At 45.2% G+C, this 15,825-nt stretch carries 11 protein-coding genes; 9 read left to right on the forward strand and 2 right to left on the reverse strand.

Annotated features, from left to right (window positions below; all coding sequences use genetic code 11):
* The first annotated feature begins 7 nt into the window (after nt 1-7).
* From WAE59_RS03050 to WAE59_RS03090, 9 genes are all read left to right on the forward strand, one after another.
* On the forward strand, nt 8-1,588 hold the full coding sequence (locus WAE59_RS03050) for a calcineurin-like phosphoesterase family protein (protein ID WP_337854458.1): 1,581 nt from the start codon (nt 8-10) through the stop codon (nt 1,586-1,588).
* Nucleotides 1,588-2,931: an alkaline phosphatase family protein gene (locus WAE59_RS03055; protein ID WP_337854459.1), complete on the forward strand. Its 1,344-nt coding sequence runs from the start codon at nt 1,588-1,590 to the stop codon at nt 2,929-2,931. Before WAE59_RS03050 ends, WAE59_RS03055 begins: the two co-directional genes overlap by 1 nt.
* Nucleotides 2,932-3,062: 131 nt before the next feature.
* Nucleotides 3,063-3,653, forward strand: a complete 591-nt coding sequence (locus WAE59_RS03060) for an RNA polymerase sigma factor (RefSeq protein WP_337854460.1) — start codon at nt 3,063-3,065, stop codon at nt 3,651-3,653.
* Between the two features lie 91 nt (nt 3,654-3,744).
* A complete protein-coding gene (locus WAE59_RS03065) occupies nt 3,745-4,785 on the forward strand; it encodes a FecR family protein (protein WP_337854461.1) in 1,041 nt (346 codons plus the stop codon).
* 56 nt (nt 4,786-4,841) lie between these two features.
* Complete coding sequence (locus WAE59_RS03070) at nt 4,842-8,399, forward strand: SusC/RagA family TonB-linked outer membrane protein (protein ID WP_337854462.1); 3,558 nt, start codon at nt 4,842-4,844, stop codon at nt 8,397-8,399.
* Nucleotides 8,400-8,421: 22 nt separating this feature from the next.
* Entirely contained in the window at nt 8,422-9,774 is a 1,353-nt protein-coding gene (locus tag WAE59_RS03075; protein ID WP_337854463.1) for a RagB/SusD family nutrient uptake outer membrane protein, read from the forward strand.
* A gap of 7 nt (nt 9,775-9,781) precedes the next feature.
* The gene (locus WAE59_RS03080; RefSeq protein ID WP_337854464.1) at nt 9,782-11,659 is read left to right on the forward strand and encodes a TlpA family protein disulfide reductase; all 1,878 of its coding nucleotides are present in this window, start codon (nt 9,782-9,784) and stop codon (nt 11,657-11,659) included.
* Entirely contained in the window at nt 11,649-13,283 is a 1,635-nt protein-coding gene (locus WAE59_RS03085; RefSeq protein WP_337854465.1) for a S41 family peptidase, read from the forward strand. The genes WAE59_RS03080 and WAE59_RS03085 overlap by 11 nt, the downstream gene beginning before the upstream one ends.
* Nucleotides 13,284-13,330: 47 nt before the next feature.
* On the forward strand, nt 13,331-14,476 hold the full coding sequence (locus tag WAE59_RS03090) for a TlpA disulfide reductase family protein (RefSeq protein WP_337854466.1): 1,146 nt from the start codon (nt 13,331-13,333) through the stop codon (nt 14,474-14,476).
* 23 nt (nt 14,477-14,499) lie between these two features.
* Here WAE59_RS03090 and WAE59_RS03095 read toward each other — a convergent pair whose 3' ends face one another.
* Complete coding sequence (locus tag WAE59_RS03095) at nt 14,500-15,087, reverse strand: RNA polymerase sigma factor (RefSeq protein ID WP_337854467.1); 588 nt, start codon at nt 15,085-15,087, stop codon at nt 14,500-14,502.
* A gap of 426 nt (nt 15,088-15,513) precedes the next feature.
* On the reverse strand, nt 15,514-15,723 hold the full coding sequence (locus tag WAE59_RS03100) for a hypothetical protein (protein WP_337854468.1): 210 nt from the start codon (nt 15,721-15,723) through the stop codon (nt 15,514-15,516).
* Nucleotides 15,724-15,825 lie beyond the last annotated feature (102 nt).

Genomic DNA, 15,825 nt, shown 5'->3' on the forward strand with positions numbered 1-15,825 from the left:
GCCCATCATGAAAAGTTTAAAATTAATTGCAATAGCCTCCCTGTTCAGTACGGGGCTATTTGCTCAGGATAAGGTTAAAGGCTTCGTTTACAGCGATGTTAATAACAATGGGAAACGGGAAGCTAAGGAAACTGGAATTGCCAAAGTGGCGGTAAGTAATGGTGTTCAGGTAACGCTTACCAATGAAAAGGGTTACTATGAGTTGCCGGTTGGACAGGACAACGGCATCTTTGTCATCAAACCGAGAGGCTATAAAGTTCCGCTAAACGCAGATAACCTGCCTAAATTCTATTACCTGCACAAACCTCAGGGTTCTCCTGCTACATTGGAATTCAAAGGGGTAGCGCCAACCGGACCACTTCCAAAATCGGTTGATTTTGCTTTGCTGCCACAACAGGAAAGTGATGATTATACAGCGCTGCTTTTCGGCGATCCCCAGGCGTATACCGCCCGGGAAATGGAGTTCTTTGAGAAAGGTGTGGTCGCTGAAGTGGCTGGAATTAAAGGTGTTGCATTTGGTTTGAGCCTGGGTGATCTGGTGGGCAACGACCTCAACCTGCACCAACCCTATATCAAAGCAGTGAAAAAGGTTGGCCTGCCCTGGTACAACCTGATCGGCAACCACGACATGAACTTCGACGTGAAGGCGGACTCCTTATCGGATGAAACCTATGAGGCAAATTTCGGCCCGGCAAACTATGCTTTTAACTACGGAAACACACATTATATCGTTCTGGATGATGTTTTATACCCCAATCCGCGCACAGGAAAGGGCTATCTGGGTGGCTTCCGTAAGGAGCAACTGGATTTTGTGGAAAATGACCTGAAGTTTGTAGATAAGGATCAGCTGATTGTATTGGCATTCCATATTCCGCTGGAACATAATAATGGTGATGTATTTCGTCCGGAAGACCGCCAGCGCTTATTTGATCTCCTGAAGGATTTTCCAAATACTTTGTCGCTCTCGGCGCACATGCACACACAGTCACAGATTTTCTATGGAAAGGAAGCGGGCTGGCTTCAGGAAAAACCACACCATGAGTACAATGCGGGTACCACTTCCGGCGATTGGTACTCTGGTCAGCTGAACGAGCAGGGTGTTCCTGCGGCGACAATGCGTGATGGTACACCAAAAGGTTATGCTTTCCTCAACATCAAAGGCAATCAGTATACCATCGATTATAAAGTAGCAGGTAAAGACAAATCTTACCAGATCGAAGTATTCCACCCTAAGGTCGTGGGACAGGGCAAAAGTACCAGGGCTGGTATTTATGCGAACTTCTTTATGGGCCACCAAAAGGACTTATTGGAATGCCGCATCGACAATGGCAAATGGACTAAAATGACTCCGGTGAGTGCCGCAGATCCTGCTTACCTCGCCGAACTGCATCCCTGGGATACTTCTGAAGAACTTTTGGCTGGAAGAAGGCCTACAAATGCGACGGACAGTCCTCATTTGTGGAGAACTGCGATCGCAACGGATCTTCCAATCGGTACACATGAAGTGGAGGTCAGGGCAAAAGACCGCTATGGTCGGGTCCACACACAAAAAAGTACGTACAGAATCGAAAACCCTAAAGAATTATAATGATGATACAAAAAATAAAGGCACTGCTGTTCGCAGGCCTGATGGGACTGGCCTTACCGCTGTTTTCCCAAAGTTCCAAACACGTGATCCTGATCAGTATTGATGGATTTCGGCCTGATTTTTACCTTGACAAAGCCTGGCCTGCACCAACCCTGCAGGCCATGATGAAGGAGGGCGCACATGCAAAAGGTGTCAGGTGTATTTTTCCAAGCGTGACTTACCCTTCGCATACGACGCTCATCACGGGTGCACTTCCTGCACGCCACGGGATCACCTACAATACAATGCCAAATGAAGAGCATGTATATGAATGGACTACAGATAGCCGCAAGATCAAATCGGAAACGCTTTGGCAGGCAATTAGAAAAGCGGGTATGAAATCGGCTTCGATTTCCTGGCCCATCTCGGTAGGTGCTGAGATCGATTACAACCTGCCTGAAATCTGGTCGAAAACAAACATGTCGGACCGCAGATCGGCCATCAGGGAGTTTGCAACGCCAAAGGGTTTCTTCTCTGAAATCGAAGAGTATGCAATCGGTAAGGCTGAAATCAACGACCTCAACCTGCAATACCTGACTATGGATGAGAACAATAGCCGTGCTGCTGCTTACATCATCCGCAAATACAAGCCCGAATTCCTGAGCATCCACATCGCAGGTGTGGATGGTGCTGAACATAAGGAAGGTCGTTCGGGAGAAGGTGTTTCTAAAGCTGTTGCTTCTGCCGATCATGCTGTCGCAAACATCATAGATGCCCTGATTAAAGCAGGAATAAAGGACAGTACTACTGTGATCGTGACTGGCGACCATGGTTTCGTGGACATCAATAAGGTGCTTGCACCAAATGTCTGGCTGAAAGAAATGGGAATTGACAGCAAAGTCGGCACTGAAGAGCCCATAGCGAAGTTCCAGGCTGCGGGTGGTGCAGCATTTTTCCACTTAAAGGATCAAAAAGACGGGAAACTTTTAGCTAAAGTTCGTAAAAAACTGGCTGAACTTCCTGAAATGTACAAATCGCTGTTCCGGATCGTGGAGCGTGCAGAATTGGATAAAATTGGCGCTGATCCACATGCGAGTTTTGCTTTGGCTCCTGTAAAAGGCGTGTATATCCAGGACAAAGATTCGGGTCCTTTGCTTGGACCTACCAAAGGTGGTGCGCACGGTTATTTTCCGGATATTCCTGAAATCCAAACGGGCTTCATCGCTATTGGTCCTGGCATAGAAAAAGGGCAACTGGTCGAAGGAGTTAATCTGGAAGACATCGCCCCGACCGCTGCCGCATTACTGGGAGTCCGGTTTAATGCACCTGATGGTAAAGCGATTAAAACTTTGGTTAAGCAATAGCGCCTGCGCATAACTGACTCAAAATAAGCTGTCTCATCGAATCGTTGAGGCAGCTTATTATTTTGCTTAGTTCCAATTTTTTTTATATTTGGACATTCTTCCCTGAATCTGTTGTAATTAGCTATGATGATATGACCACTGAGCAAGAGGCATGGGATGAATTTAGGTATGGCGATGAGGGGGCTCTAAAGTTTATATTCAATACCTATTACCACCTGCTGTTTAATTACGGACACAAGTTTACGCCTGATGACCACATCATTGAAGATGTGATCCAGGATCTCTTTGTCAAATTATGGGCAGACCGCTCTGCAATAAAGGAAACGGCTTCAGTTAAAAATTATATTTATAAAGCCTTCCGCCGGAGACTAATCCGTAAACTGGATTATGCACCTAAAATCATGGCCTTCCCGGCCGCCGAAGACAAAATACAGTTTGACATAGAACTCGGCCACGATCACAGGATGATCAGTTCCGAGCGTACAAAACGCATTCAGCAAAACCTGTCCCTGGCGCTGGAAAAAATGACGCCAAGACAAGGTGAGGTCATTCACCTCCGCTATTTTGAGGAATTGGAATTCGACGAGATTGCAGATATTATGCAATTGTCTACTAAAGCTACTTACAAATTGCTGTATCGAGCCATCGATGCCCTGAAATTACACCTCCCAAAATTCGATTACCTGGTCATTCTCTACTTGCTGGATCTCTCCCGTAAATAAACGCTTTCATTTTATTTTAAAAAAAACCGCAAGAAAAAAAAATCTCGTGGGGTAAAATGTGAAAGACGTGTGTATATAACATTAATAAATCATGAATAATTTGAAAATCGCCGACTACATAGGCTTTGCTGCATTGGATTTTTTCAAGGATGAACATTACATCAGGTATGTTTTGCATCCCCTTGAGAGTGAGGCCGACTTCTGGTCAGGGCTGGAGCAACAACACCCTGAACTCAGCAATGCGCTGGAAGAGGCGAAGGCCTGGATCCTGCTGCTGAATACCCAACCCCTGTACAAGCCGAATCGCCAAACGGCCGAGTCATGGGAACAGATCAGCGAAAAGATGAGGCGCCATGATCGGGTTCAGTCGACCTATATTATACCACTTAAACGCAGCGTAAAATGGCTATCTGGTGTGGCGGCTGTCTTTCTGGTTTATTTTGCCGTTATAGAATTCATGCAGTTGGGCCGTCAGAGTTTTCGTTCTGAGTACGGGGAGCTGCGCAATGTGAATTTTCCAGATGAATCGGTAGCCACTTTAAATGCAAATAGCCGGATCTATTACAATCGCGATTGGCGTTCTGACAAACCCCGGGAGATGTGGCTCGAAGGGGAGGCCAGCTTTAAAGTAAAGCATGTGGCGGTGAGGAACAGGTTTCAAGAGGCAGATTCCTTCAAAGTACACGTAAACGGCCTTGAGCTCACTGTACTGGGTACCCAGTTCAATGTAAAGGATAGACGTGGAGAGACAGAAATCGCCTTAATAGAGGGTAGTTTGCGCATCGATAAAAAAGATGGAACTGCATTTACACAAATCATGAAACCTGGTGATGTTTACCGGTATGATGGACGTCAATTGGTAAAAATCAGGCAGCGGACAACCAAAGCCATCCAGTCATGGATCCGAAAAGAACTGGAACTGGAAGGAGGCACTTTACAGGATGTGCTGCATGTATTGGAAGACAGTTATGGCTACCGCATTACCATGAATGCACCTCATCTGCTCAACAGGCGTTTGTCGGGCACAATTCCCTTAACCAGTGGCAGAGACATCATTTTCGTCATGGAAAAGGTATTTGACATCGAAGTTGTACAGCGTAATCAGGAATTAATCATCAATAAGCGAAGATAAAATGAAAGAATAAATTCATCCAGAATCAATTAACCGTAAACCATAAAACAAACTAAATGAAAAGAAAACTACTCACCACCATGGCATTATTGCTCTGTGTAGGTTTTTTAAATTCCGGCTTCGCACAGCAGAAGATGAGTCTCAAGAAGGCGCTTTCAGTGATTCAGGAGACCTATGGGACAAAATTTGCTTATCAGGCTGAACTCATAGATGGGATGCAGGCGACATTGACCACGCCACTTTCCAAAACCGCTTCTGTAGAAAAAGCGCTTAAGCAGGTGCTCTACCCGAATAAATTGCTGTTCTTATACGTACAGGAAAACTACTACACGATTATCCGCGATACACGCACAGAAGAAGTTCTTACTGATGCAGCACGGTCTAACATTCCTGTGCCAAATTACAGGACCATCACAGGGAAAGTTACTGATGCCAAAGGAATGCCACTTGTCAGCGCTACCATTATCCCGGAAGGTCAGGGCATACGCTATGGAAGCATTACCAGCAGTGACGGATCCTACACACTCAGACTGTTGCAGGAGGTGTCTGCCCTGGTGGTTACCTACGTAGGTATGCAACCTAAAAAAATTCCCTTAGGCAGCGGCAATACGGTCAACGTCAGTATGGATGAAGACGTGAATCTATTGAAAGAGGTATCTGTGATATCATTAGGTTATACAAAATTAGCCACTCCAGGTTTCACCGGGGCTGCCAATTTAGTCACGGCCAAAGACTTGAAGGAGGTGCCTGCCGTGAATATTCTGGAACGTTTGGAGAACATTACTCCAGGTGTACAGGTTGACCTCAGAAAAAATACCATCAGGATTCGTGGGGCCAATAGTTTCAGTACGGCCAACGCTTCCCCCTTGATCGTAGTCGACGGCTTTCCTATAATGGAGACTTCTGACCGGGCTGGAAATCTTTCTGATCTAACCTCGAATGTGAGTGGCGGAGCAATATTAAACCGATACAATCCGGAAGACATTGAAAGTATCACGATTCTGAAAGATGCCGCTGCAGCTTCTATCTGGGGAGCGAGAGCGGGCAACGGGGTAATCGTGATCGAAACTAAAAAGGGCAGGAACGGTCCACCGACCATCAACTTTAGTACTAATTTAAGTATGTCTTCCCCCGCAGATTTAGATAAACTCAATGTCATGTCGTCCGCTCAATATATCAATTTGGAACAGGAAGTAAAGGCCCTGGGTTTTCTGACCGATCCGGCAATTAAGCAAAGCTGGCAGACTTTCAATAGTAATGCTCCTTTGGGTGAGGCGCTGGAATGGATGTTTAAAGTAGACCGTGGAACAGCCACGACCGCTCAACGCGATGCTGAATTGGCGCGCCTTTCTCAAATTGATAATAAGGGGCAGATTCGTGATTTGATGCTGCAAAATGCCGTCACTCAGCAATACAATTTGTCATTGTCCGGTGGTGCCAATAAGAGTACCTACTATATTTCCGGTAATTATACCAGGGATCTTCCGGTATTTCGTGAAAACCTGGCGCAGAGCGCTTTTTTAACTTCAAACTTGTCCAACAAGCTTTTCAATGACCGATTGACCTTAAATACAGGCATCAACTACACTTATGCCAACAGTTCAAACAATCCAACTGGTGCCAATACTTTGGGCACGGGGGTATATGGACTAAGACCTTATGAGCTTTTGCAGGATGCAAATGGCAACAACATTGCGAGGTCAATTCGTTTTAGGGATGAAGTGAGTCAGGATTTTTTGAATAAGGGTTATTTGCCCTGGACTTATTCGCCGCTCGACGAGTTGAACGCCCTCGACAACCAGGCTAGCTCTAATCGCTTGCGGTTCAATATGGATGCCAATGTAAAGGTGCTGGAAGGAATCACATTCTCCCTCCTGGGCTCTTTACAGCGCAACATAGAATCGACAGAGAACATCAATAAGGTAGAAAGTTACTATGTCCGTGATATGGTGAACTATGGTACAACCATCAATACGGCCGGCAAGAGGGTATATGGTGTTCCAATGGGAGGTACACTTGGTCTGTCCAATTACAGTGGCTGGGAATACAATTTGCGTTCGCAACTGAACCTGGACAAGCGTGTCACTAACTTTTTGAAAGTTAATTTTATTGGAGGTGCTGAAATTCGTCAGACCCGCTTCCAATCTTCCAGTCAGGTACGATATGGATTCAACCCGGATACTTATTCCAATCTTGTCGTAAACCCTACCATTGGATATACCAATGTTGAGGGTTGGAGTTCGACGATCAGCTATAACGATAACCTCAGGAAAAACGTCAATAGAGCGCTTTCTTATTATTCGAATGTGGGGCTCTCGTTACTTGACGATAAGTATGTACTATCGGGTAGTTTGAGATTCGATGATTATACCCTAACCGGAGCAGCAAGAAATCAACGTGGTAAACCGCTTTGGTCGGCAGGTGCAAAGTGGAATGCTAAGTCTGAGGCCTTTTTATCGAATGTAAATTGGTTAGACGGCCTTGCTTTCAGAATGACCTACGGTGTAGCTGGAACAATGCCTACCTCTATCGGAAATGTTGTGGTGCTAAACACGAGCACAGATAACAATACCAATGAGCAGATCGGGTCGATTTCCTCGCCTGCTAACAACCAGATTTCCTGGGAAAAGGTAAGGACTTTCAACCTGGGGACGGATTTTGCATTACTGAAAAATCGCCTTTCTTTCAACATAGACGTATATGAGAAGCGCATGTCTGACATCTTGTATCGTTTACCTTTCAATCCGACCTACGGTTGGTCGAGTTTGGAGTTCAATAGCGCTTCCATGAAATCGAAAGGTTTCGAACTGGGTGTGAAAATGGATGTGATCAAAGACCGGTCTTATGGATGGACCAGTTTGTTCAATTTCTCTTACAACACCAATGAAGTGACGGACGATCGCTTTATCAAGAATACGACCACGAGTTTGGTCAACGGTGGATCTTATGCTATAGGTCTTCCCCTGGACTATATGTATGCTTACCGTTGGGCGGGGCTTGACAATAAAGGACAATCCCAGGTGTACAATAAAAATGGCGAGATCGTAGCCTCTACTGTGGGTAACAATATGCTCTCTGCTGATGATTTAGTCTATCAGGGCCGTACCACTGCACCTTACTTCGGCGCTTTCAATAATGATTTCCGCTATAAACAATTTAATCTGGGTGTTCGTATCGCTTATAATATGGGCAATGTGTTGAGAAGACCTTCTGTTCAGAATTATCCGGATTACATAGGCTACAGGGGAGTAATCGGCGCACAACAGGATTTAGATAAAAGATGGAGACAGGAAGGTGATGAAGCTTTCACCAATGTTCCGGGATTGAAGAACATATCCTTCAATAGCTTGCAGCGATATATTAATTCAGACCTGCTGACGATCAGCGGAAGTTATATCCGCTTACAGCAGATCTCATTAGGTTACACTGCTCCGCTAAGTCTGCTGAAGGGTACACCTTTTAAATCCGCAAGTCTGAGTGCTAGTGCGAGAAACCTGGGCTTGATCTGGACGAAAAATAAAGATGGGGTAGATCCAAGTTATGTTTTTACAAACAACTACAATAACCTGCCGCCAGCTAAAGCATTCTTTATCAGTATCAATACTTCCTTCTAACCGCTGAACAAAAATGACAACAATGAAAACATCGATAGTTAAATTCTGGCTCGGAGGTATCTTTCTTCTGATGCTCACTGCTTCTTGCCGCAAATATGTGGAAGTACAGCAATATAGTTCTAGAACTTTAATCAATACTACAGACTATCAGTTCTTGATGAACAACCGGGATGAGTTTAAGCTCGGCTATATTTTGCCTACTGTCGTAAATGACGATATGGCTACAGTTACTGCATCCCACCAGGCTACCTGGGGTTCTGAGATCAAAAATGCCTATATATGGGCAGAGCAATATTATGTGCAGGGCCAAATGGACGTGGGCTGGAATAACCTCTACAAACAAATCTATACCAGTAATGAGGTACTTTATGGCGTGATGTCCAGCAAAAACGGCACAGAAGCCCTGAAAAAAGAAATATATGCAGAAGCACTTGTACAACGTGCTTACGCCTACCTTATGCTGGTCAATCAGTATGGGGAGATCTACAATCCTGCCAGCGCGGGCACACAGATCGGGGTTCCTTTACTTCTTACGCCAGACCTTTACCAGCCGCTCAACAGGGCGAGCCTCAAGACCATTTACGATAAGGTCATTAAAGATTTGGAAGAGGCCCTTCCCTCGCTACCGAATGCAGGCACCAACAACGGGCATCCTGACAAGGCTTCAGCCTATGCACTGTTGTCGAGAACGCATCTCTACATGCGGAATTACGATCTGGCGGGAGAATATGCAGATAAATCCCTGGCACTCCGATCCACCTTACTGGATCTGCGTACCTATGTAGGGAATACCGCTGCTTTTCCGCGTTCTTTGCAGGACCCTGAAATATTGCTGTTTAAAAATACCGCAGGTACTTTCCGCTCTGAGCTGAACCCGGAACTGCTGGCCCTGTTCGCTACTGGAGATCAGCGCTACACTTTGTATACAGGTACACAGTCAGGCGTACCCGGACGTGCTTTTGTACGCCCCAACTTCACTTTTGAAGGGATCTATGCCGGTCCGAGTGTCCCGGAAATGATCCTGAACAGAGCAGAAGTATATGCCAGGGCAGGTAACATTGCCAAGACCCAGGAGTTTCTGAACAAGCTGCGGGAAAAACGCTTTACCACCGCCACCTATGTGCCGCTGGTGATTGCCAGTGCCACTGACCTGCTCCCTGCAGTAGTCAATGAGCGCCGCCGCGAGTTCATGGGAACTGGACTTCGCTGGTTTGACCAGAGAAGGTACAGCCTCGATCCCGGCATTACCAAGCCGGTAACCCGGACTTTCGAGAACCAGAGTTACACACTTACAGCGGGAAGCAACCGCTACATTTTCCCCGTTGCACCTGGCTTGCTCGACCTCAACCCGGAAATACAACAAAGCCCTAGATAATTTAATCATGATGAAAAAACCATTTTTTTTCGCCTTATGCTTCTTGTTGTCCATCACCGTTTTTGGACAACAGGAAGCCTCAAGGCTTTCTTTGAAACCCAGTGCCCCGGTAGCGGGGAAAACCATTTCGCTCAGCTATAATGCGAAAGGTACCGACCTGGAATTTAGTGATGAGGTAAAGGCTGTGGCCATGCTGTTCCGCGATCTCAAATGGGTTGCAAGCCCCGTAACACTTACTAAAGGGTCAGAGTTCTGGACCGGTACGCTGCTGTTGCCCGCAGATGCTGATTTCTTTACGATCCGTTTTTTTCAGGGAGAAGAAAGCCGTCCTGAAGCTGCAGACAATAATGAAGGCCGTGGTTTTTACAGTCCGGTGCTGAATATGAAGAAAAAACCAGCGACAGGTTATTATCTGGGTGAATTGATGCTGATGATGGGCAATGCAGAACTCAGGCTTTTTGCCAGTCCTCAAAAGGATGGGGAGCGGGCAGCGCAACTTTTGAAGAAAGCAACGCAGTTGTCGGCCACAGGTCTTTCAGAAGCGCAATTGGCAGAAGTACAGCGTTATTATCAGTTCACGCTGAAAGATGACCTTAGGGCGGAATCACTGACAGCGGAGATCAAATCAAGGTTTCCAAAAGGCACGAGTGCCAGGTTTATCAGCTTTCAGAAAGCACTACAGGAAAAAGACCCTGCGAAGTATGTAGTAGCCCTGGAAACTTTCCTTCAGGACTTTCCAGTGGCAGAATGGAGAAAGCAGCCCGGTACGCAATCCTACATCTATTATACGGTTTACCGTGGACTGGCGACTGCTTACTTCGACAACAAGGCCTACGACAAATTCATTGCCTTATTCCAGGATTTCGATTTCAAAACCGCAAATGAAGCCTACCGCTGGAACCTGACGAAAATAGACCTCATGGGAAAAGAAGAGGACAAGAAAGCGATGCTGCCCTTGAGCCAGAAAATCATGCCTTACTTATTGAAGCTGAAAAATGATGGTTCTTATCAAGAGGACTTTGGAGGCAACGATTCCCTGGAGAACGAGAATATGGACAAGCAGATTGCAGATCGAATTGCAACGCACGTATCGTTTTGTAAAGCGGCAGGGGCATTTCGTGAGGGGGCAGACTATTTCCAATACCTGCCTGATCACAAGCGTTATGACAATGCAGATCTGAATGAGACCCACCTTTTCTTGTTGGAGCAATTGGGAGAAAAGGAAAAGATAAAGCCGCTGCTGGAACAAGCTGTAAAACAAAATGCTGTAACCCCGCTGATGTTCGACAAATTGAAGGCGGTCTACCTTGCGGAACACGATGGTATCGCAAAAGGTTATGAGCAATATCTGGCTTCGCTGAAGTCTTCAGATGCCATTGGAGCCCTGCGTGAGCATGTAATGGCCAATATGGTACATCACCCACTGATCCCTTTTTCATTGGAAAATGCAGAGGGCAAAATGGTGAATTCTGAAGATTGGAAAGGTAAAATCGTAGTCATAGATTTCTGGGCCACATGGTGTAGACCTTGCATTATGGCCTTTCCCGGTATGCAGTTATTGATCGATAAATACGCTAAAGACCCTACGGTTGGGGTATACATGATCGGTACCATGCAGTTTGGCGATTATAAAGAAAAATCTGTCAATTATGTGAAGAGCAAAGGCTTCCGTTTCAATTTACTGCACGATGCAATAGGAGATAAAGGAGAGCAGAATAAAGTATTCAAAAGTTTGATCCCATTGTTCAATTCGTCCGGAATCCCGCGCAAGATCATCATTAAAACCGGTGAAGTAAGGTATAGTTCTGAAGGTTACTCTGGCAGTCCGAGCCAACTGATGGATGAATTGTCTATGGCCATTGAAATATTGAGAAATGAAAAATAGAAAGATAAAATATACCTCTAAAATAGCCCTGATGGCTATCGGTTCCATGATGCTATCGTTTTCAGTTGAGGCCCAGATGAATCCCAAGGTAAAACTACAGGAAGCCCTGAAGCTGATCCAGGAAAACTACGTAGACCCCGTGCATGATGAAAAACTGGTAGATGTGGCCATAAAGGCGATGGTTGGCGATCTGGATCCCCATTCCAATTACATCAGTCGCGAAGATGCAGAAGCCATGAACCAGTCCATGAGCGGGAGCTTTGCAGGAATAGGAATTACTTTTGCAATGGTCAATGACAGCACCTTCGTGACGGACGTAAATCCTGATGGACCAGCAATGAGAGCAGGCCTGCGTCAGGGCGATTGCATATTGAGAGTAGATCATCAGCAGATCACCGGTAAAAATTTAAAAAATCAACAGGTGATGATGATGTTACGTGGAGAAAAAGGCAAGGAAGTTAGCCTGATGGTGCTACATCCCGGGGCTGCTGAACCTGTGACTGTGAAGGTAACACGTGAGCAGATCGCAAGTTTTTCCATCCGCTCCAGCTATATGGTAAACAAGGAAATCGGCTATATCTCATTGGGAATCTTTAGTGAGTCTACGCGCCGCGAGATGGATACAGCCTTGAAAGACCTGAAAGCACAAGGCATGAAAAAACTGATATTGGATCTTCAGGGCAACGGAGGTGGTTACGTGCAGTCGGCCATCGGTGTGGCAGATGAATTCCTGCCAAAAGAAAGCCTGGTGTTTTATTCAGTAGGCCATGACGGTGGTAAAGATCATTATGCAACAGGTGGTTTTGGCCAGTTCATGACTGGTGATCTGGTGGTTCTGATCGACGAATCTACAGCTTCATCCAGTGAGATCGTGACCGGTTCCTTGCAGGATTGGGACAGGGCTGTAGTCATCGGACGAAGAAGTTTCGGTAAAGGTTTGATGCAGAAACCAGTGGTGATGACTGACGGATCTGTGCTTCAACTGACGGGAGCACGTTATTATACTCCTTCGGGGCGTTCCATTCAAAAGCCATACGTAAAAGGCAAGGCGGATTATTTTGAAGATTTTAACCGGAGACTGGCTTCTGGAGAGTTGAAGGAGCCTGGGCATTTGAACTTTCCCGATTCTTTAAAATTCAGTACGCTGATCAATAAAAAAACGGTGTATGGCGGGGGCGGAATTATGCCGGACCGCTTTGTCCCAATAGATACCAATGTCTATAGTGGTTGGATGAATGCAATCATGAGCAGTGGCATTGCTACGAAAGCAGGGTTTGTGCATGTACAACAGCACCGTGCAGAGTTGCTGAAGCAATATCCCGACTTCGCAGCGTTCAATGCCCGTTTCCAGGTTGATGACGTGATGATTGATCAAATCCTGGACCAGGCATCGGCACGCTTCAAAGGGCTTCCCGCCAAATCAGATCAGACAGCCAGAAAGAGCCTTAAGGTAGAGATGAAAGCCGATATGGCTACTTTGCTTTATGCAGGAAGAGACTTTCAACTGAGGGTACGCAATGAGGCCAACGAAGCTTTCCTTGCAGCGGTGGATGTGTTAAAAGATCAGTCGCAGTACAACCGTTTGTTGAGGGGCAATGGCTTACAAAGGAAAAAGGGCAAATAGAATAACATCGGCCATGTTGGCGACAAGATTACATTAAAGATTAAGATATGAAAAAAATAATTTTAGGAATGCTGGCCTTAATGGCGCCATGTGCGATACATGCGCAAAATAATTACAGTATAAAAGCTCAGGTAGGAAAGTTGAACAAGCCGGCAAAAGCCTATCTTTTAATCAAAACAGGTAATACCTCGAAAATGGATTCAACCATGATCGTAAACGGTAAATTTGAGTTTAAAGGAAGTTTGGAATCTATTACTGAAGCAAACATCAGGGTGATCCATGATGCTCGGCCTGTGGATCCCTCGAAAAAATCTCAGATGGACATCAGAGCTTTCTTGTTGGGTAACAATGAGCAAATGGTCCTGATGGCAAAAGATTCAGTTAAAAATGCAGTGATCACGGGTTCGCCGCTCAACACAGAAAGTGAACGTGTGGATGCCTTCCTAAAACCCATCTACGATCAATATGGTGCATTGAACAAAGAGTTCAGTGCGCAACCGGAAGCAAAGAAACAGGATAAGAGCTATCTAAAGACGCTGGATCAACGTGCGGAAGCTATAGAGCAGCAGATCATAGCCACCAAGTTAGACTATGTGCAGAAGAATCCTAAACAATATATGGCAGTGATGGCGCTCAATTCTGCTTTGGGGAAGGAGTTCGACGCGCTGGCCATGGAAAAGGTATTTCTTGGGATCGACGAAAAGCTGAGGAATACTTACCTGGGCAAAGAACTGGAGGCCCGGATCTCGAAGGTGAAAAAAACACAGGATGGGGTAGCAGCACCGGACTTTTCACAGCCCGATCAGGATGGTAAGATGGTGAAACTATCCGATTACAGAGGGAAATATGTACTGGTAGATTTTTGGGCTTCCTGGTGTGCTCCTTGTCGACGCGAAAATCCAAATCTTGTAAAAGCCTATGCCGAATATAAAGCCAAAGGTTTTGAAATCCTTGGTGTGTCAATGGATAAGGCTGCCGATAAAGCAAAATGGCTTAAAGCGATCCAGGATGACAAACTGAGCTGGAAACAGGTTGGTGACCTTAAAGGTTGGGATAATGAAGCAGGATTGCTTTACGAAGTAACAGCAATTCCGATGAACTTCCTGATTGATCCTAATGGTAAGATCATTGGAAAGTATTTACGTGGCGAGGAGCTGGATAAAAAACTTCAGGAGATTTTTAATAAAAAATAAGGCCTAGATTTAGGCCGTCATTTTTATTTCAAAGCCGTCATGATGATGGCCATTACCGCGGCTGGGACATTGAGTTTCAGCCGCAGTAGCTTGAGGGCACGCTGGATTTGCGTGCGAACGGTATGCTCAGAAATGTTCAACCGCTCTGCGATCTCTTTATGACTCAGGTGTTCATTTCGGCTAAGTTCAAAGATTTCACGCATCCGTGCAGGCATTTTTTCTACTTCAGCTTCAATGAGCTGTCCAAGCTCTTTCAGGCGTAAAGCTTCATCCGCTTCATAGACACCTTTTTGAATGAAAGCCAGGATTTCATCCAGTCGCGCTATTTTAACTTTTTCATGCTTGAATTCATTCAGTACCCGGTTTCTGGCGGAACTGTACAGATAGGCTGCAAGAGAAGTGTTGAGTTCAAGTTGTTCATACCTTAGCCAGATCCAGGTAAATAATTCCTGAACCACATCCTGTGCGCGGTCGTCATCCGATAGCATTTTCCGTACATGGAGGAAAAGCGGTGGCCAATAGCGGTTGTAGATTTCAGTGAAGGCAATGCGGTCTCCCTGCTTTAACAAAGCGGTCAACTCCTGATCAGAAAGCGCACTGTGAGCGATCATAATGTTCCCTTATTCTAAATATATGAAATCCAGATGCAAGAGTATGCATTTCTGAGAATAATACTCAAATTCGCCTTAAAATTTTTTGATTAAATTTTTGTTAACAATGATGCGTCTTAGGAGAAGAGGGAATTGATAGGGCTCTGTCACACATCTCTTTCGCATCTGCTTCGATTGGAACCGAAGTAAATCTGAATCAGATGCCGCTGAGGTGTTCAATAGAAATGCGAAATCCTGCAGTCTGGGATGAGACCAGCGGTTTGGTTCCATTTGACTTTAATAGAAAATAAATTGGCTGAATTTGGAATGAGCGTCGATCCTTGGAGCTTAGATCGAAGAAAATCTGATCTGGGAAAGAAAGTGGTATGCAATAAAAAAGGCTTCCGGGTATACCTCGGAAGCCTTTTTTTAAAAAGTCAACTTAGCTTAGTGAGCTGGAGCAGTTGTCTCAGTAGTAGTTTTAACAGCTGTATCTTGTACAGTTGAGTCAGTTACTGTAGTGTCAACAGTAGTTACAGTTGTAGTAGAGTCAACTACAGTTGTATCAGTTGATTCTGCTTTTTTCTCAGATGAACAAGCTGCTACTGATAAAGAGATTGCTAAAGCTAAAAAGCCAAATTTAAATGCGTTTTTCATTCTAATTCTGTTTTAAATAATTAATTAATTTTACACTTAATACGGTAAACTTTAAAAGGTAACCCAAGTATTTCAAAAAAAATAAAAATAATTTTTTTACCT

This window comes from Pedobacter sp. GR22-6, from assembly GCF_037402555.1.
Lineage (GTDB): Bacteria > Bacteroidota > Bacteroidia > Sphingobacteriales > Sphingobacteriaceae > Pedobacter.